This window comes from Tissierella praeacuta, from assembly GCF_040396155.1.
Lineage (GTDB): Bacteria > Bacillota > Clostridia > Tissierellales > Tissierellaceae > Tissierella > Tissierella praeacuta_A.
The window spans coordinates 1-20,708 of the sequence record NZ_JBEBOY010000030.1; the positions used below are offsets into that span (position 1 = coordinate 1).

Here is a 20,708-nt window from a genome sequence, read left to right on the forward strand (position 1 = left end):
ATATTCTTTTCTTTTATTTAAAAATTTGTTCTTGACATATTACCAGATTGCTTTATTACTATTCCGTTTCATACTCCATGGATTACTTATTTGAGGAATATCGTTGATTAGTTGTTTTGTATATTCTTCTTTGGGGCGAAAAATGATTTCTTTCGCCTTACCACTTTCTACAAAGTGTCCTTTTTGCATTACATTTATCCTTTCTGATATATTGTATGCTAATACAATATCATGTGTAATCAGCAGTATTGCCATATTTGTTTCTCTTTGTAGCTTTAGAAGCATTTCCATAATATTTGCTCGAGAGCATGCATCTACCATTGAAGTAGGTTCATCTGCTATCAATATTTTGGGTTTGATCAGATAAATTCTCGCAATCATTACACGCTGAAGCTGTCCTCCTGACATTTCAAAAGGATATCTGCCAATCAACTCCTCATAATTCAGCCCTACAAAACTGCAAGCCTCAGTAATCCGTCCTACTTTGTTTTTCAAAGAAAGTTTTCCCTGATTTAAAGGGTTAAAACATTCTAAAAAAAAGGTGTCCACTGTCTTAAACATATTAAAAGAAGAAAATGGATCTTGAAAAATCGCTTGTACTTCTCTCCAGTAAGCTTTTTTATTCTTATTAGAAGAGAAATCACAAAGATTGTTTTCGAAATATATATCTCCACTATCTGGTTTTAGGAATCCTAGAAGAATCTTTGATAATGTGGTTTTTCCACTTCCACTTTCTCCTACAACAGCTATAGTCTTTCCGCAAGTTAATTCAATACTAACATCATTAACCGCCACCATTCTATTAGAGCCTCCGCCAAAACTCTTGGTTATACTATTTGCAATCAGAATTCTATCTTCGTTATTCGTTTCCATACAATCCTCCAAATTTTTAGGGATAAAAGCAAAGTAGATCCTCTTTCTGCTTGCTCATCCGTTTTTTACCATTTAAATTTTAAAAAACTCTCATGATGCAGATCCACCCTTATCTTTTGGTAACGTCATAACAGAAGACATTAAAGTATTTGTATATTTATGATTTGGTTTTTTTACTATATCTTCTGCTAAACCCATTTCAACGAATTTTCCAGCATACATCACAGCAATTGTATCCGAAATATTGTACAGCAGTGGAAGTTCATGGGAGATAAAAATTGCAGATTGAATATAATGTTTTTCCATTAAATTGAAAAACATCTGTGCAACTGCTTTTTGTGTAGTTATATCTAATGCAGAAGTCGGCTCATCGGTAATAATCACCTTAGGATTCAGAAGAGTAGCAACTGCAATTACAACCCTCTGTCTCATCCCACCAGATAATTCAATTGGATATTGATCTAAAATTTTATGCGGCAAATTCAGCTGATTCAATCTATCCTCTGCAATTTCCCTTATTTCACCTACTGTCATTTCTTTATTATGTTCTTGGATAACATCTTCTACAAATCGAATAATTTTATTTGTAGGATTTAACGTATTCATTGCTGCTTGAGGTACATATGCTAATTCTTTCCCAAGAATATCTTTCATTAATGGAGTAGAATATAAGGCCGAAATATCTTCGTTGTCAAGAATCACTGTTCCTTTTTCATAGTGAAGTGATTCTGTATAATATCCCATAATGCTTAGTGCCAATGTAGATTTTCCACAACCAGATTCTCCAGCAATGCCTAGAATCTCTCCTTCCTTCAAGGTGAAGGATACATCATCTACAATGTTTTTTTTGGTGTTTCTTTTAGTATTGTAATAAGTAGTTAAGTTTTTAACAGTTAGAATTGTTTTTTTCATTTTAATTATCTCCTCAGGCGAGGATTAAACACTTGATCTAACCCTGCATTCATTAAGTTTAAAGAAAACGAAATCAAAGCGATAGCCAATACCACCGGTAAAAAGGCCCACCAGTATCCGCTAGAAACTGCATTAAAAGCAATTGCCCAATTCAAAACATTCCCTAAAGTTGCAGTATTTTGAGCACCTAAGCCCAAAATGGATACGGATGATTCCGATAATATAGCTGCAGAAACCTGCATAATAAAAGCCATAACAATATAAGAAGCCAAATAAGGCATAATGTCAGATAAAATAATCTTCATCGTACTGTGACCAGAAAGCTTTGAAAGATTTACATGTTCTCTGCTACGTAAAGAAAGTGTTTGAGCTCGGACCGCACGTGCTGTCCAAGGCCAGCTTGTTGCTCCAATAATCAAGGCCACTGTCGTAGAACTCTTTGAATCTAAACTTACAGAAACCAGAACTAAAATTACAAATGCAGGAATAACAATAAATATATTTGTAACAAGTGACAAAATATGATCCATAATACCTCCCAAATATCCTGCCAACAAACCTATTGAAATCCCTATTAAGCTTGCTATAATTCCAGCTAAAAACCCAATATATAAGGAATTCTTAGATCCCGCTACCAGTTCTGCCAATACATCTCTGCCAAAATTATCAGTCCCAAGAATATATTCGTCACTGGGCGATTCAAACATTTGTCCACTCATTTCCAATGGATCTTCTCCAATATGCAAAAAGGAATAAACACTCAAAAATAATAAGAATCCAAAAAAAACAACAAAACCTGCCTTAAATTTATCGGAAGTAAATGCTATTTTAAAGTATTTCTTCATAGATTATTCCTCCCTCTGTATTACTTTAATCCTTGGATCTAAAAGTCCATAAAAAATATCAACTAAAAAATTCGACAATAACACCATAATAGTAATAATTAATGTACAGCCTGAAATAAGCGGAAAATCCTGTGTACGAATAGCAGTAAATAAAGTAGTTCCAAGACCAGGATAGTTAAAAACAATTTCAGTAATCAAAGCACCGCTCATAATTGTACCTAGTGACAGAGCTAATCCCGTAACTTGAGGCAACACTGCATTTTTAAACACATATTTAATAATTTTTTTATCCTTTATTCCCATCAAGCGACTAAACTTGACATAGTCTGAATTTAATTCATAAAGAGACATTTCTCTCATTCCTAGAGATTGTCCACCAATCATTGTTAATACAATAGACCAAAATGGAAGTTGATAATGCTCTATCACAGACCAAATAAATTTCGGTGAAAAGTGGACGATCATATCAAAGGAATATGCTCCACTTGTTGGAAACCAATTTAAAATAGTGGCAAAAATAAAGATAATAACTAATCCTAAAGCAAAGGTTGGAATTGAGTTAATAAAAATAAAAATTGGAAACAAAACCTTATCAAATACTCCTTTTTTATATGCTGAAAGTACCCCTAAAACATTGCCTAGCAGCCATGAAACAAGGATTGCCGGAAGTTGCAAAAATAGAGTCCAACCTACGGAAGAAGATATAATATCAGAAACTGGCCGAGGATATGCGCTAAAAGAAATCCCCATATCTCCATGTAGTAAATTTTTAATATAAATAATAAACTGTTCAATCAATGACTTATCTAAACCAAATTGCTGATTTAAACTTTCATATATCTTTTTCATCGAATCTGCATCCGACATCCCTTCAGACAATTTCCACATAATTGAAGATAATGGATTCCCCGGTATCAACCGGGGAAGCAGAAAGTTCAGAATTAAGGCTATAACAAAAGTCATCAAATACCATATCATTTTTTTTCCTAAAAACTTTCCATATTGTTTCAAAATAATTCCTCCATTAATCAGAGAATATCAACCAACTTTACTAATTAATAAATACTCTTTATTTTTACTGTTTTGGTTCTATTCTGTAAAGTGCATGGATTCCATGACTATCCACACAAAGCCCTGGTGGTATATTGCTACCATCATTTTCAGTAGGAAAACCTGTCCAAACAGATGTATTAACTGTGTGGAAATCATAAGGTCTGTACATTAGTGGCACAGTAGGTAAATCCTCTAAATATATCCTATTAAGTTCTGTCCAATATTCCACTATTTTTTCCTGTTGACTTTCTGTTTCTAATAACCTCAATAGTCTATCAGCCTCATGATTTTGGTATCGTCCATAGTTGAAATAAGCTTCCTCTCCTATTGGTGCATAAAATTCAGAAGACATTGTCTGTATGGCCCTATTCAGGGGTGCAGCTACACCAATCCCCGCATACTTCTCCATCAAAATGTCAAAATTGCCCATTGCTCTATCATTAGAAAATACAGAGTATTCAGGAGAATACGTTTTCAAATCAATACCAACTTGTTTTCCATTTTGTGCAATAATTTCTAAAGTGGCATTCCAATCACTCCAGCCAGCAGGACTTGAAAGTTTAAAAGATAGCTGCACACCGTTTTTTTCACGAATACCATTTGAACCTTTAACCCATCCTGCTTCATCCAGTATTTTATTTGCCTTCTCAAAATCTAATGGATTCCATTGGTACTCTGATAATGCCTCTTGAACAATCAAAGACTGTTCTGATTCAATTGGCAATAACAAAGAAGGAACAACAGGATCGGTATATCCACTCATTGCAGTATCTGCAATTTTTTTATAATCAATAATCATTGCAATTGCTTTTCTTACGGCAGAATCATTCAAACCTTCCTTTGTCATGTTAAAAATCAAGCTAGGAATAGAGCCAGGCAAGTGATAAGGTGCCTGTGAAATATATGTTTCAACTGGCAGACCACTTTCCCACATAGTCCAAACGTTTGGTATAAATTGTCGAGATACATCTACCTGACCTGCTCTAAAAGCAGTATCTCCACTGGAATTATCCTTATAGATGTTATGTACTATATATTTTGGAGATGGCAATTTTCCAAACATAGACGAAGCTTGTCCCCAGTAATTGTCATCACGTACAAAAACAACCTTGCTTTCATCATAGCTATATACCTTATATGGTCCAGAACTTATAGGTTTTTCATTGACCAATTGAGTTAAAGCATTCACATTCTCATCTACTTCTGTTTCATATTTTTCCCATACATGTTTTGGCATCATATAGAGTTCACAAAGCACAGGTTCTACTACATTAGGATTTACATTCTCTGCATCTACAATAAGTTGAACTGTATAATCATCAACTTTTTTTGCTTCTTTTATGCTGTTACAGGTCTCACTGATTCTTAAATCATATCTTTTTCCCAACTCTATTGTATAAATCAGGTCATCTGCCGTAAAAGCTGTTCCATCATTCCATTTCACATCTTGATTCAGAAAAATAGTTAAAATGTTGTCATCCCATGCATATTCTTTTCCAAGTAATGGATATAATTTACCATCCAGAATATTATATGTGAATAGCGTTTCATATACTATTTCCTGTGGAAGAGGTTTGCTATTAGAAATAAATGCCATTGAATTTGGAGAAATAGGGTTGAAATTTGTTGGTGCGCCCCACTGAAATCCATTAAAATACAATGTTTCATTTCTTGGAAATGAGGTAATCTTCTCTTCTCCCTGATTACTTACTTCTTCATTATTACTAGAATTTATGTTGGAACAACCAACAACGGATATAAGTAATACTGTGAACAAAAATATTACTAATAATCTTTTTCTAATGTTCATAAAATCTCTCCTTTACATTTAAATTGTTAACCTTAAATATCTCTAAATCACTAAAGCTTTACTTCATTTTCCAATATTTATCATATTTCTTCTTCACCCTTATTTCTCATTGAACCTTTAAAATTTATATCAAGATATATCAAATCTTGTAATACTATTTAGACATAACTTATAAAAAGTTATATGTTTTGTTTATTTTATAATCAAATAGCTAATATTGATAACATTTTAAATATAATAGTTACAATTTATATTAGTGAAAGTAACTTTATTTATAATTTTTTATCAGAACATATCCTTATAATAACAGCCTATAGAATCTGTTCTATATTCTTGGTATTCTTTAACTAGCGCAAATATCTTTTAAAAGTTGACTTAGCTGTTCTTATTTCAAATATATGTTTCTATAGATAATGTAAAGATTTAAGAAATAAAGAGTGAGATTGTCACACCAAATGATTGTAATCGAAGAAGAATACTATCTAATGCAGTACTGATTTAATCCTCCTTATACAATTTGTTTGATATATCCTTGAACATACTATCAAAAATTTTAATATTCATCCAATTGTATTAATTTATATGTAATTTTTCTTTATAGGTTTTTTCTATATAATTCCTTAATTCCCATTATTAACTATAAAAAATCAAGTTATTTTATCTTCAGGAATCTTAAAAATAAGACCTGTATCAAAATAAGTAAATTATCCATTTCAATACAGGCCTTATTTTGAGTTTGCTATTATTTAGCTCTATTGCTTGTAAGAACAATTGGGGCACCTATTATCATTAAAGTTAATAAAAATAGTGTAAGAGTTCTAGATGATATTTTCTCATCATTACCTAGCCTTAATGGAAGCACTCCAAGGTTTGACCATAGTCCAGTAATAAATCAAAATAGATTCTTACTTTTCATAATTACTCTCTCTTTTGAACCTAATATTAATTTACCTTTTTAATAAAATTAAACAAGCAACCTTAATTATTAGGAGAATAAAATCAAATAAATTTTAATTCCCTATATCTTGTATAATAAAAAATCACCTTTTAAGATAATATATTTATATCCTTAAAAGGTGATTTTTATTTAATCCTATGCTGCAAACTGACTATTATATAGTTCAGCATAAAATCCATTCTTTTTCAGAAGTTCTTCATGACTTCCTTGCTCTATTATATCTCCATCTTTCATAACTAAAATCAAATCTGCATCTTTAATAGTTGAAAGTCTATGGGCAATTATAAAAGCAGTCCTTCCCTTCATAAGGTTTTCCATGGCTTTTTGTATCAATACTTCAGTTCTAGTATCTACAGAAGATGTTGCTTCATCTAAAATAAGGACTTTAGGATCTGAAAGGATTGCCCTCGCTATAGTTAAAAGCTGTTTCTGTCCTTGAGATATATTGTTAGCTTCCTCATTTATCACCATATTATATCCATCTGGTAATGTCTGTATAAATCTATGGGCATAGGCAGATTTTGCTGCTTTTATTACCTCTTCATCTGTTGCATTTAACCTGCCATATCTTATGTTTTCCATAATAGTTCCACTAAATAACCATGTATCTTGTAGAACCATACCAAAATTATTTCTTAAATCCTTCCTTGTAAAATCATTTATATCATGGTCATCTATAAATATTTTCCCCTCATTTAAGTCATAGAATCTCATTAACAGTTTAACTATAGTAGTCTTTCCTGCTCCTGTAGGACCTACTATGGCTACTTTTTGCCCTGGTTTTATATCACTTGAAAAATTATTGATTATTATCTTATCCTCATTATATCCGAACTTAACATTTTCAAATCTTACATTTCCCTCTACTTCCTCTAACTTAGCAGGTACCTCAACTTCTTTTGTTTCTTCTTCCTCTTCTAAAAATTCAAATACTCTTTCAGCCGCGGCAACTGTAGATTGAAGTACATTGGATATTTGAGCTACTTGAGCTATAGGCTGAGTAAAGTTTCTTATATATTGAATAAAAGAAAGTATATCCCCTACTTCAATTTTCTTTCTAATGGTATACCATCCGCCTAGAACAGAAACTGCTACATATCCAATATTTCCTATAAAATTCATAATAGGCATCATCATGCCAGAAATAAATTGCGCCTTCCAAGCAGAGTCATAAAGTTCACCATTAATCTTACTAAATTTTCCTATTACTTCTTCCTCTGCATTGAAGGCCTTCATTATATTATGACCTCCATAGACTTCCTCTATATGCCCATTAACCTGACCAAGTGAGTTTTGCTGCGCTTTAAAGTATTTCTGTGATCTCTTAACCACTGCCATAACTAAAATCAAAGAAATAGGCAGTATAAGTATTGCAGCAATTGTCATCTGCCAAGATATACTCAGCATCATAATAAGAACACCGATTAAAGTAGCAGTAGATGTTATTATCTGACTCATACTTTGGTTTAATGACTGACTCACTGTATCTACATCATTTGTAACTCTTGATAATACATCTCCATGAGATACAGAATCAAAATATTTAAGAGGAAGTCTGTTAACCTTTTCCGCTATATCCTTTCTTAAACTATAAGACACTCTTTGTGCCACACCTGTAACAATAAATCCTTGTATAAAGGAAAACAATGCTGATATTAAATATAATCCTATTAAAATCAGTATTATATTTAATATATATTGAAAATCTATGCCTCCGCCTTTTACACCTGATATTTTACTTACTAGTCCTTCAAATATTTTAGTTGTAGCTTTACCTAATATTTTGGGTCCCACTATGGAAAAAACAGTACTTAAAGCAGCAAATAAAATAACTATCATCAATTTAAACCTATAGGGCTTTAAATAATCTAGAAGTTTTGAAGAAGTCCCTTTAAAATCTTTGGCTTTTTCAACTCCTCCTCTCATTCCTCCCATAGGACCACCCATTGGTCCTCCTTGTCTTTGATTTTGTCTATTTTTTTCACTCATATAGCAAGTTCCTCCTCTGATAACTGAGATAGGGCTATTTGCTTATAAACATGGCAATTTTTTAAAAGCTCTTTATGAGTTCCCATGCCTACTATTCTACCTTCATCTAATACCACTATTTTTTCAGCATTCATTATGGTATTTATTCTCTGTGCCACTATTAATATGGTTGAATTCTTGATTTCCTCACCTATTGCCTTTCTCAATCTAGCATCCGTCTTAAAATCTAAAGCTGAGAAACTATCATCAAATATAAATATTTTCGATTTCTTTGCTAATGCTCTAGCTATGGAAAGTCTTTGTTTTTGACCTCCTGATACATTAGTTCCACCTTGAGATATTTCAGATAAAATACCTTTGTCCTTTTCATCTACGAATTCTTTAGCTTGAGCTATTTCTATGGCCTTTAAGATATCTTCTTGAATTATATCTGAGTTTTTACCATATCTTAAATTGCTTTCTATACTTCCTGTAAATAAGACTCCTTTTTGAGGCACATATCCTATTTTTTCTCTTAAATCATGAAGCTTTATATCTCTTATATCTACATTATCAAGAAGTATCTTTCCTTGAGTAACATCATAAAATCTTGGAATAAGATTAATTATAGTTGATTTTCCACTTCCTGTACTTCCTATAAAAGCCGTAGTTTCTCCTGGCCTTGCTGTAAAAGATATGTCTTTCAAAACATATTCTTCGGCTCCTGGATATTTAAAACTGACATTTTGAAACTCCAATAGTCCCTCTCCATCTTTTCTAATTCCCTTAGGATTTACAGGGTCTTTAATTGTAAGTTCCTTATCTAATACTTCAGAAATCCTATTGGCAGATACAGATGCCCTTGGAAGTATTATGGAAATCATTGAAAGCATAAGGAACGACATGATTATTTGCATAGTATATTGCATAAATGCCATCATATCTCCTACCTGTATTGCACTTCTATCTATTTCGTGGGCACCTACCCATATTATTAAAAGTGTAACTCCATTTAAGATAATCATCATAGCTGGCATCATTACAGTCATTATTCTTGATACAAATAGATTTGTTCTAGTTAAATCATTGTTTGCATTATCGAATTTCTTTTCTTCAAATTCTTGAGTATTAAATGCTCGTATTACCATAAGTCCATTAAGAGATTCTCTCATTACAAGATTAACTTTATCAACTAATTTTTGTAAAATTTTAAACTTAGGTATAGCTATAGAAAAAAGAACTATGACTAAGGTTAAAATAGCCATAACTCCTACTGCAACTATCCATGCCATAGAAGTATTTGTCCTAAGGGCTCTTATGACCCCACCTATTCCTAAAATAGGAGCATAAAATACCATCCTTAGCAAAAGTACCATAAACTGTTGTACCTGCTGTATATCATTTGTACTTCTAGTTATCAATGAGGCTGTTGAAAAATCATTGAATTCTCCGTTTGAAAAAGCAGTTACCTTTTTAAATACCTTATCCCTTAAATTCCTTCCTAAACTAGCAGATACTTTTGAAGCTATGAATCCAACAGATATTGATGCTATCATAATCAAAAATGATATTGATAACATTATTCCACCTATATATACAATATAGTTGGATTGAAGTTTTCTCATATTTACTCCTACTGACTCATACTCTGACTTAATATAATTTATTGCAGACTGGTTAATCATATTTTCAGGCAATTCCTTAAATTGCTCATTAATATTATATTTTATAGTCTCAAGTTGTTCCTTAGGTAAATTTTCTAGCAATATAAAAGGGTCTTCTCCTTCTGGAATATTGGTAAAGGGAATATTTCCCTCTTCTATCATAAATACAGTAACCATAGATTTACTCAAAAATGAGCTTAATCTTTCAACTTCATCCTTAGAGGAATTATCTAAGATATATAAGGTCTCATTTTCCAGAGATGGATATTCCTTTAAAAGCCCTTTATACTCCTTTTCAGTTAATCCTTCTTTATTTATTAGCTTATAGCTGCTATCTAATAAATTCCTTTCATCTTCATTTAAAAATATCTTAATTTTTTCCAGTTCCCCTTCCCTAATAACCTTAGGTACTAAATCTTCTATTCCATTTTGTTGTATTCCTATATTTACTATATTTGACATATAATCTGGAAGGGCTAACTCCATACTGGCCTGAAATAGTAATAGTCCTATTATAATTATTATGGATATAGTAAATGGCTTAAATTCTTTAAATAACTTTAACATATTTGCCTCCTACCATGTACTTATTGTTTTCCACTTGTTAGTTTTAAGTTATCCCTAATTTGCATAAATAATCTTTTTAAAGTTTCTTTATCTTCTTGGGATAGATTTCCAAAACATTCTTCTTCCAATGTATTTAATACTTCTTTAGACTTCTCACATATTTTCTTCCCTTCTTCAGTAATATATACTCTGGATATTCTTTGATCTTTATCATCTTGTTTGCGTTCAACTAAATTTGACTTTTCCATCCTTCTTAGCATTACTGTAATAGTGGAAGGCTTTACATTTAATTTCTTAGCTAATTCTTTTTGACTTTGACCCCCCATCATATTTAGCATACATAATAAATGTGGCTGTCCCGGATATACTCCTATTTCATCAAGAAGATATAAAGCACGACAATGATTAAGTCTCTGTATTTCAAAAAACATATAATATAGAGAATCTTTATTTATACCATCCATTTTAATCCCTCCAAAATTAATTAGTCGTCTAACTATATTGGTTATATTACTACTCTATATTTTAATTGTCAACATGTATTTTTTTGGTAATAAGTATATATCACTGTTAATAGCTGACTAATTAAGCTTATATAAATTCTAAAAAAAATGATTAAATTTATCCTTTATAACATAGTTAATTAGTAATATTCTTATAACTTTCAATTAATCAGTTATGGATTTTATTAAATAATAAAAATAAAACAAAGTAAGAATAATTAAATTTTATGAATTACAAAATCCCCTGTGTTATCAGGGGATTTATCTATTCCATTTTTAATAGGTTGTATTATCCTTAGTTCTATATCATAATCTTCAAATTCATATCTAATAATTTTATTATCATCTTCCCTAGATAATTATCTAGGAAGACTTGTAATTTAAAACAATATTTATGGTACTGGATTATCAAATGCCATAATTGTAATATTTGCCTGAGGTCCTGCTAATGATAGCCCAACACTGGCACCAGTGAAATTAAGAATTCTTAAAATAGAAGGAACAGCACCTACTTCAACTATTGCTGAAGATGAAATAATCCCAGTTACTATTGGACTTACAAAAGCTCCATATTGTACTCCATCTACTTCAGGACCAAATAAAGGAGATTGGATTCCATCTACTCCGTCAATTGCAACAGACCAATTTATTAAATAAGTTCTATCTGGAAAAAGTGTAAATTCACCTGTGGCAGAATTATAGGGTACATCATTTAAATAATAATCAAAATTAAATAATATCGGATCTCCATCTAATATTATTACTTGATCTGTAGAATTATCTGCTAAAGATGTCATTATTCCTCCTGATAATCCTGCGGGACCTGTTGGCCCCGTTGGGCCTATTTCACCTGTAGCTCCTGTTACGCCAGGCGTACCTGTAGCTCCTTGCAAGCCTGTCGGGCCTTGAGGGCCTGTTGGCCCCTGCAGTCCTGTGGGACCTGTGGCTCCTTGTAAACCTGATGGACCTTGAGGACCTGTTGGACCTGTGGCCCCTTGTAGACCTGAACCTGTCGGCCCTACTGGTCCTTGTGGTCCTGCTGGACCTTGTGGACCTATTGGACCTGCTGGGCCCTGTGAACCTGCAGGTCCTGCTGGACCCTGTGGCCCTGCCGGACCTGCTGGGCCTTGTGGCCCTTGTGGCCCTTGTGGACCTATTGAGCCCTGTGAACATGAGCATATACAAGACCCTTTATGCGTGTTATAATTAATTGATTGAGAGCTATTATAACACTTAGGTATAATATATGAGTTTGATTGATTATCTATATCTTCATAATAAAACATTCCATTATTTAAATTTGTTTCTTCTTCAAAATACATAATTCAATACTCCCTCTCTCTTATTTTGCCATAATATAAAAATATATTGATGTTAAAATCTAAAGAAAATTAATTTATTATAGTCTTAATAACAATATATATCTAACTATTTTCTTATGTGACAACAAATTTTACTTATAAGTCAATATTGCTCTTTAATAGCAGGATTTCATACTTTTTATATCTAATTAAACATACAAAAAATTTAAAGAAGGAAACATATAAGCTTCCTTCTTTATTAATTCATTTTATTGAATATCCTTATCCTCATTAATAAATTGACTTCGATATAGATTATAATAGTGTCCTTTCTGCTGTAATAATTCCTCGTTACTACCTTTCTCAACTATTTCTCCATGATCTATTACCATGATTATATCAGCATCTCTAATTGTAGAAAGCCTATGGGCAATAATAAAAGTTGTTCTATTCTCCATTAATTTTACCATAGCCTCTTGAATTTTTAACTCAGTTCTCGTATCTACAGAAGATGTTGCTTCATCTAATATCAATATGGAGGGATTAGATAAAACTGCTCTTGATATGGCTAATAGCTGTCTTTGGCCTTGACTTAAATTAGTTCCTCCTTCATTCAAATATGTTTCATATCCATTTGGGAGTTTATCTATAAAATCATCTGCCCTTGCTAAAATAGCTGCCTTTTCTATTTCTTCATCTTTAGCATCTAATTTGCCATATTTTATATTTTCCTTAATTGTTCCAGAAAAAAGATAAGTATCCTGCAATACCATACCGAAAATTCTCCTTAGTAAATCTTTTTGATAATCTTTTATATTTACTCCATCTATTAATATCTCACCTTTATTTATATCATAAAAACCAGTTAAAAGATTTACTATAGTAGTCTTTCCTGCTCCTGTAGGTCCTACTAATGCAATATTAGTTCCAGGATTTACTTTAAAGGATATATTATTTAGAACTGGCTCATTCTCCTTATATTCAAAGGTTACATTTTTAAATTCTACTTCTCCTTTTATTTCTTTTACAATTATTGCGTCATGAGAATCTTTTCTCTCTTCTTCTTCATCTAATATTTCAAAAACCCTTTCAGCCCCTGCTATTCCTGACTGTAGTGTATTAAATGTATTTGCTAATTCGTTTAATGGTCTTGTGAATTGTTTTGAATAGGAAATAAAGCTGGCAATAACACCTACAGAAATTACTCCTTTTACAGCTAATGTACCTCCAAATATGGCTATAACTCCAAATCCAAAGTTATTTATTACATTCATAAGAGGCATAATATATCCTGACCACATTTGCGCCTTTACTCCTACATCTCTTAAAATATCATTTTGTTCTTTAAATTCATCTATTACTTTAGTTTCATTGTTAAAGGCTTTTACTACATGAATTCCTGATATAGATTCCTCAATATGTCCATTTAATCTCCCTAATATTTCTTGCTGTTCTCTAAATAATAGTTTTGTCTTACTAGCTATAACCCTAGTTAAAAGATATACCATAGGAATAGTTATTAAACTAGCCATAGTCATAAGAGGACTTAAATAAATCATCATAACTAAGGATCCTATTATATTTACTATAGACACCATAAATTGCACAGTTGCTTGAGATATTGTAGTACTTACATTATCAATATCATTAGTAAGTCTACTCATAATCTCTCCATGAGTATGAATATCGAAAAACATAATAGGCAGAGATTGAAGCTTATGGAATAGTTTTTCTCTTAAACTATATACTACTCTTTGAGCTATTCCCGCCACTATATATTCTTGTAAAAAGGTAAGCAGATTATCTAAGATATATACGGATAATAATATGAATATAATAAACTTTAGATTTTCAAACTCTACAAAGGACTTCCCTGGAAATATGGCATCTATTGCCTTTCCTATTAAGAAAGGTACTGATATTCCTAATAGTCCAGAAACTAATATTAGCAAAAATGTTATAATAAGTCCCCTCTGTTCTACTTTGAAAAGATCCCATAATCTCTTTAATGTATGTTTTACATCATTTGCCTTTTCTGCTGATACTCTAGCAGGTCCTGAAATCCCTGCATTGCCTTTTCTTCTCTGTCTAGGATCCAAAATTTTCGCCCTCCCTTCCTAGCTGAGAGTGATAAATATCTCTATATACTTCACAATCTTTCATAAGTTTATGATGTGTTCCTTGACCAACAATCTTCCCTCTATCCATAACAAGTATTTTATCTGCATCCATAACAGATGTTATCCTCTGAGCAACTAATATAGTTGTAGTCTCTTTCAAATATTTCTTTAATCCTTCTCTTATATTTCTTTCAGTAATTAAATCCACTGCAGATGTACTGTCATCTAAAATCAATATTGCTGGTTTCTTTATGAGGGCCCTAGCTATTGATATTCTCTGTTTCTGCCCCCCTGATAAATTTACTCCCCCTTGACCTAAATAAGTATTATATCCTTCATTGAAAGAAGTAATAAAATCATGAGCATAAACTATCCTTGCAACTTTTTCTACATCCTGAGCTGCTGCATTTTCGTATCCCCATTTAATATTATCTTTTATAGTACCTGTAAACAATAATGCCTTTTGTGGAACTATACCGACTTTCTCTCGTAAATCTGAGATATCTATATCCTTTACATCTATACCATCAATTTTTACCTTTCCCTCTACTGCATCATAAAATCTTGGTATAAGATTAATTAAAGTAGATTTACCTGAACCGGTTGAACCAATAATAGCTAAAGTCTCACCAGGATTTATAGAAAAATTTATATTCTCTAATACATATGTACTAGTGCTGGCATATTTGAAATATACATTTTCAAATTCTAATCTTCCCTTTATACCATTTAATTTAATAGGCTCATCTTTAACAATAATAGTATCCTCTGCTTCAAATACCTCTCCTATTCTTTCAGCAGAAGCCCTAGCTCTAATGAATATATTCAATATTCTCGTCATCATTATAAGAGAAAATAGAACTTGAGTCATATAATTTACAAAGGCCATTATCTTTCCAACTTCCATTTCTCCACTATTTACTCTCAACCCTCCAAACCATAAAACCAAGACAATTCCTATATTAACTACTAAAGTTACAAGAGGATTAAATACTGCAACTAATCTCATACCTTTGAGAGTAATATCTTTCAAACCATCATTTACTTTCTTGAAACGAACCTTTTCATAGTTAAATCTATTAAAGGCCTTTACAACTCTAATTCCAGCTAAATATTCTCTCATTACTCCATTTACTTTATCTAAAGCCATCTGGATTTTTGTAAATATTGGATAAGACATCTTCAAATTTAATGAAATAATAATAACAACAATTGGAACTACTCCTAGTAATATAAGAGCCATCTGAGGATTTAATAAAAATGCCATTATTACAGATCCTATTCCAATAACTGGAGCCTTTACAAATATTCTCATCATGCCATGGGAAAAATTTTGTATTTGATTCACATCATTAGTAAGTCTAGTAATCAAAGAAGCATCCTGAAATTCATCTATATTATCAAAAGAAAATCCTTGTATTTTAATATATAAATCTTCACGAAGATCAGCTCCAAAACTCTGACTTACTTTAGAAGAAATAATATTTCTAATAATTGCAGAAATAGCTCCTAATGCCGTCATTAGAAACATCAATCCTCCTAATTTAAAGACATAGTTAATATCTCCCCTTTTCACTCCATTATCGATTATCTTTGACATAATAGTAGGCTGAATTAAATCTCCCATAGTTTCAAAAATTACAAATATAAGAGCCATTAGAAATTGTTTTTTATATCTTTTTATATATTTCTTTAAATAATTTATATTCATCTCTATTCCACCTTAATAAATCTTTATTATATTATAATATTTAGATATCCTAAACACAATTAAAAACTAACTTAAGTCAATAACTCTCCCCTATAACTTTTCAAAGCCCTAGAATTTATTTGGATATTCTTATTCTTTATCATAACATAAAATAAATACGATTCTTCTATATTCTTTGTATAAATAATCTAATTTCAAGAATTTCATTTCTAAAAGAAAATTTAATAACACCATCAGTTAAATTTATTCGAATTCTATTTTACTTTATCTCCTATAGCTCATTTTAATATTCTTATATTTATTACAATGAGTATTATAATCATTACAAATACATTAATTATTCTACATATTTTCCTAACTTTATTTTTGCTTTACAATACTTTTTAAACGTCAAATGTAATAATTTTAAAAATTTTTTTAATTTTATGTTGACAATGTCACTTTACCGTATTATAATAATTTTTATATTTAAAATTTTCTAAAAGTTACGATGGAGACCAAAATACTTAAACTTTATTTAAGAGAGCTAATGGTTGGTGAGAATTAGTATAAAGAAAGTATATATACTCACTCCTAAACTGCCTTGTTAAAACCAACTGGGAGTAAATAAGGTCGGTAGTCACCGTTATATGGCTAGGATTTAAGGAATTCACCTTTGATCCAAGAGATAAGCTATATAAAAAACAGCTTATGAATTAGAGTGGTACCACGGGAAATCAACTCGTCTCTAAGGATATAAATATATCCTTAAGACGAGTTTTTTTATTTATAAAAAGTCTGGCCAGACCTTATATAAAAAGATAAGTCATTTCAGAACAGGAGGAATAAGATGGATAGTTTATCAGCTATAACAATAGTTTTATTAATATATGCCGTTGGAGATTTTGTATCTTACAAGACCAAGTCTATTGTATCTATGATGTTCATTGCATCTATAGTATTCTTGATAGGATTCTGGTTCAACCTTCCAAAGACCATCTTAGAAGATGCACAACTTTTAGGTTTTGGCTCACTTATGATTGCATTTTTAATTACTCATATGGGTACATTAATGAGCTTCGAAGATCTTAAAAAGCAATGGAAAACTGTTGTAATATCAATAAGTGCAGTAATTGGAATAGGTGTATTTTTATTCTTTATAGGCACCCCTATTATAGGTAAAGAATATGCCGTAGCTTCTGCACCACCTATATCCGGTGGAGTTGTAGCAGCTATTATTATGGGAGATACAGCAAAAGCAAAGGGGCTTGAAACAATAGCAGTGTTTTCAACATTATTAGTAGTAGTCCAAGGTTTCTTTGGATACCCTGTGGCATCTTTCTTGCTCAATAAAGAGGCAAAAAATCTGCTTAAATCCTTTAGAGAAAACAACTCAGAAGTTGTTTCAACTCTAGATGATAATATAAATAATGAAATAATAGTTAAAAAAAAGCTAATACCTCCTTTACCAAAGGATTTACAAACTAGTTTCATAATGTTAGCCAAACTAGCTTTAGTAGCTTTATTAGGCTTTAAACTATCAGAACTTACTAATGGCATTATACACAAATATGTTATGTGCTTATTAGTTGGAGTCATAGGAAGAGAATTAGGGCTTTTAGAGGAAAATATTATGTCTAAGGCAAATGCATTTGGACTTGCTTTATTAGGACTTATGGCTGTAGTATTTAGTAATTTATCAACGGCTACACCTGAAATGCTGTTATCAATATTGTTTCCAATGGTAACAAGTCTATTGTTGGGTCTTATTGGTATAGCTATTGCTTCTGCAATAGTAGGTAAAATACTTGGATATTCTATAGAAATGTCCATAGCTATAGGAACTTCTGCTTTATTTGGTTTTCCAGGGACGTATATACTTTCTAATGAAGTTACAAATGCCAATGGGAAAACAGAAGAAGAAAAACAATTTTTATTAAATGAAATACTGCCTAAAATGCTAGTAGCTGGATTTATGACTGTTACAATTGCTTCAGTAGTACTAGCGGGAGTTATGGCAAAATTAATGTAATAAGGAAAATATAGAAGGAGTGGTTATTTTGACTGATAAAATATTATATAAAGGTTTTAGATTAATTAATGGTACTGGAGAAACACCAGTTGAAAATGCTTACTTTATAGTAGAAGATAAAAAGATTATTAAAGTTGGCGAAGTTAATGAATTAAAAGATACAAATGGAATTAAAGAAGTAGACTTATCTGGTAAAACTGTAATTCCAGGACTAATAAATAGCCATGTTCATATTACAATGGAGCCAGTTGGTGATCCTGTTTCTATTATGACGGCGGAATCTCAAGCAAAAACCACTTTAAGAGGTGTAGCAAATCTTAGAAAACATCTTCTATCTGGTACAACTTTTTTCAGAGATCTAGGTGCACCTGATGGAATAGATTTTGATTTAAGAGATTCAGTAAATGAAGGTTTCATTGAAGGTCCTCAATTTATATCTGCAGGTAGATGTTTAACTATGACAGGTGGACATGGATGGTTTATCGGGAGAGAATCAGATGGTGTAGATGAGCTTAGAAAATCTGCAAGAAAAGAACTTAAAGCTGGCGCTGACCTTCTTAAAATTATGGCTACTGGCGGTGTTATGACAAAGGGTGTAGAACCTGGTTCTCCTCAACTTTCTATGGAAGAAATGGAAGCCGCTGTAATAGAAGCTCATAAAGCAGGCAAGAAAACAGCTAGCCATGCCCAAGGAGTTCAAGGAATCAAAAATGCAGTATTAGCTGGAATAGATTCAATAGAGCATGGTATATTTCTTGATGATGAGGTTATTCAGCTAATGGTTGATAGAGGTACTTATCTAGTTCCTACTTTAGTTGCACCATATTTCATAGTTAAAAATGGAGTTGAAGCTGGAATTCCTAAGTTTGCTGTAGATAAGTCAAATTATGTAATGAAATATCATTGCGAAAGCTTTAAGAAAGCATACAAGGCTGGTGTTAAAATTGCTATGGGTACAGATGCTGGTACACCATTTAATTTTCATGATGGAGCCCCTCATGAATTAAAATTAATGGTTGAATATGGTATGAGTCCAATGGAAGCAATTGTAGCGTCTACAAGATCAAGTGCAGATTTATTAGGAATCCTTGATAATTATGGAACTCTAGAGGAAGGGAAATATGCAGATTTTCTAGTACTTAATGAAAATCCATTGGATAATTTGGATACTCTATTTGATCTTGGTTCAATTTATAAGCTTGGTAAGAAAGTAAAATAATTAAAATATAAATACTGTTCTTAAAAAGCCCATAGAAATTTATAAAAACGATTTATTTATAAAATATAGGGACTGCCTCAAATAATATTTTGAGGCAGTCCCATTTTTGTACTGTAATAAGGAAATAGTTATTTTGGATGAGACTATTTCAAATAAAACTCTACTTATAGGTAGAATAAAAATTACTATAATTGAAGATATATATGACTGTTCTAATATAATATTCTTTATATTATATCTAGTATAGATGAGCTTATATATCATGATAGAAAACTTTAATAATCTATTTGCTTGACTACTATTTAAATGAATGATATATTCATATGTACTTAGTAAATATATTAATCAGGGGGGTGATTAGAATGTTATTTGACAGAAAAAACATAACTAGAAGTTTAATGATTGTTTTATCAATTATCTTTGTTTTTAGTATTACTTCTGATGCAAAATCATCTAATTTAAAATCTCCAAGAAGACCTCCAGCGGACTATGCTAATAATCTTAATCTATTTCAAAATTTAAAATCAAAAGTTGCTATTGGGGAAAGTTGTGAAGATTGTTACGATGATATTTATCGAGGTATCGAAACAATATATGCTAGAACTGATAAAGCTGGTGGAAATTGTAAGCACTGTAGTACACAAGACTATCATTTAACTAAGGTATATGCTCGTAGAAAATCTTCAATGTGTCCTAATGGATGTACCTATAAAGATGTAGAATATTTACCGACTTTATATGAATGTATTTCTTTATTAAGTGAAAGGGATTAATATTATGATTACTAATAAAAGGGATTTAGTTAGAGGTTTTACAATGTTTGCTTTATTAATAATGTTAAGCTTGTTTATTTTAAATACTAAGTCATATGCAGAACCAGTAGATATATCACCTAGAGCAATTGATTGTGGAGATTGTCGTAAACCTGCTCCAACGTATATAGATAAATCGTATGCTAGAACTGATAAATCTGGTGAAGATTGTAAGCACTGTAGTATAAGAGACCATCATAATACTGATGTTTATTCCGTTAAAAAAGTTGTAGCTTGTCCTAATGGATGTACTTATAGGGTTTTAGAATATCTTCCTAATGAATATAAATGCTATAGATAAGCAAGTTCAAGAATTAAATTATTTATAATAATACTAGCATTAATAAGGTCACTGAAAAAGTTCTAAGTAAATAAAAAGCA

Annotated in this window: 15 protein-coding genes and 1 other annotated feature; of the genes, 4 read left to right on the forward strand and 11 right to left on the reverse strand. The window is 31.3% G+C overall.

What is annotated here, in order from left to right:
• Positions 1–39: 39 nt before the first annotated feature.
• From ABWP20_RS13355 to ABWP20_RS13405, 11 genes are all read right to left on the reverse strand, one after another.
• The gene (locus tag ABWP20_RS13355) at positions 40–873 is read right to left on the reverse strand and encodes an ABC transporter ATP-binding protein (protein WP_353096408.1); all 834 of its coding nucleotides are present in this window, start codon (positions 871–873) and stop codon (positions 40–42) included.
• A gap of 90 nt (positions 874–963) precedes the next feature.
• The gene (locus tag ABWP20_RS13360; protein ID WP_353096410.1) at positions 964–1,785 is read right to left on the reverse strand and encodes an ABC transporter ATP-binding protein; all 822 of its coding nucleotides are present in this window, start codon (positions 1,783–1,785) and stop codon (positions 964–966) included.
• A gap of 5 nt (positions 1,786–1,790) precedes the next feature.
• Positions 1,791–2,630 (reverse strand): ABC transporter permease, encoded by an 840-nt coding sequence (locus tag ABWP20_RS13365; protein WP_353096412.1) that lies wholly within the window; start codon positions 2,628–2,630, stop codon positions 1,791–1,793.
• Positions 2,631–2,633: 3 nt separating this feature from the next.
• Positions 2,634–3,641, reverse strand: coding sequence for an ABC transporter permease (locus ABWP20_RS13370; protein WP_353096414.1), 1,008 nt, complete (start codon positions 3,639–3,641; stop codon positions 2,634–2,636).
• Between the two features lie 64 nt (positions 3,642–3,705).
• Complete coding sequence (locus ABWP20_RS13375) at positions 3,706–5,493, reverse strand: ABC transporter substrate-binding protein (RefSeq protein WP_353096416.1); 1,788 nt, start codon at positions 5,491–5,493, stop codon at positions 3,706–3,708.
• A 1,093-nt stretch (positions 5,494–6,586) separates the two neighbouring features.
• Positions 6,587–8,440, reverse strand: a complete 1,854-nt coding sequence (locus ABWP20_RS13380; protein WP_353096418.1) for an ABC transporter ATP-binding protein — start codon at positions 8,438–8,440, stop codon at positions 6,587–6,589.
• A complete protein-coding gene (locus ABWP20_RS13385; RefSeq protein WP_353096420.1) occupies positions 8,437–10,650 on the reverse strand; it encodes an ABC transporter ATP-binding protein in 2,214 nt (737 codons plus the stop codon). Before ABWP20_RS13385 ends, ABWP20_RS13380 begins: the two co-directional genes overlap by 4 nt.
• 20 nt (positions 10,651–10,670) lie before the next feature.
• Positions 10,671–11,114 carry a MarR family winged helix-turn-helix transcriptional regulator gene (locus ABWP20_RS13390; protein WP_353096422.1) on the reverse strand — a complete coding sequence of 148 codons (444 nt, stop codon included), beginning with the start codon at positions 11,112–11,114 and terminating at the stop codon, positions 10,671–10,673.
• A 431-nt stretch (positions 11,115–11,545) separates the two neighbouring features.
• A complete protein-coding gene (locus tag ABWP20_RS13395) occupies positions 11,546–12,475 on the reverse strand; it encodes a collagen-like domain-containing protein (protein ID WP_353096424.1) in 930 nt (309 codons plus the stop codon).
• Between the two features lie 248 nt (positions 12,476–12,723).
• Positions 12,724–14,553, reverse strand: a complete 1,830-nt coding sequence (locus ABWP20_RS13400) for an ABC transporter ATP-binding protein (RefSeq protein ID WP_353096425.1) — start codon at positions 14,551–14,553, stop codon at positions 12,724–12,726.
• Entirely contained in the window at positions 14,543–16,285 is a 1,743-nt protein-coding gene (locus ABWP20_RS13405; protein WP_353096427.1) for an ABC transporter ATP-binding protein, read from the reverse strand. The genes ABWP20_RS13400 and ABWP20_RS13405 overlap by 11 nt, the downstream gene beginning before the upstream one ends.
• Positions 16,286–16,763: 478 nt before the next feature.
• Positions 16,764–17,017: a binding site (T-box leader), on the forward strand.
• 97 nt (positions 17,018–17,114) lie between these two features.
• Between ABWP20_RS13405 and ABWP20_RS13410 the strand changes: the two genes are divergently transcribed.
• From ABWP20_RS13410 to ABWP20_RS13425, 4 genes are all read left to right on the forward strand, one after another.
• A complete protein-coding gene (locus ABWP20_RS13410; protein WP_353096429.1) occupies positions 17,115–18,296 on the forward strand; it encodes a hypothetical protein in 1,182 nt (393 codons plus the stop codon).
• Between the two features lie 19 nt (positions 18,297–18,315).
• A complete protein-coding gene (locus tag ABWP20_RS13415) occupies positions 18,316–19,515 on the forward strand; it encodes a metal-dependent hydrolase family protein (RefSeq protein WP_353096431.1) in 1,200 nt (399 codons plus the stop codon).
• A 362-nt stretch (positions 19,516–19,877) separates the two neighbouring features.
• On the forward strand, positions 19,878–20,288 hold the full coding sequence (locus ABWP20_RS13420) for a hypothetical protein (protein WP_353096433.1): 411 nt from the start codon (positions 19,878–19,880) through the stop codon (positions 20,286–20,288).
• 4 nt (positions 20,289–20,292) lie between these two features.
• On the forward strand, positions 20,293–20,628 hold the full coding sequence (locus tag ABWP20_RS13425) for a hypothetical protein (RefSeq protein WP_353096435.1): 336 nt from the start codon (positions 20,293–20,295) through the stop codon (positions 20,626–20,628).
• Positions 20,629–20,708 lie beyond the last annotated feature (80 nt).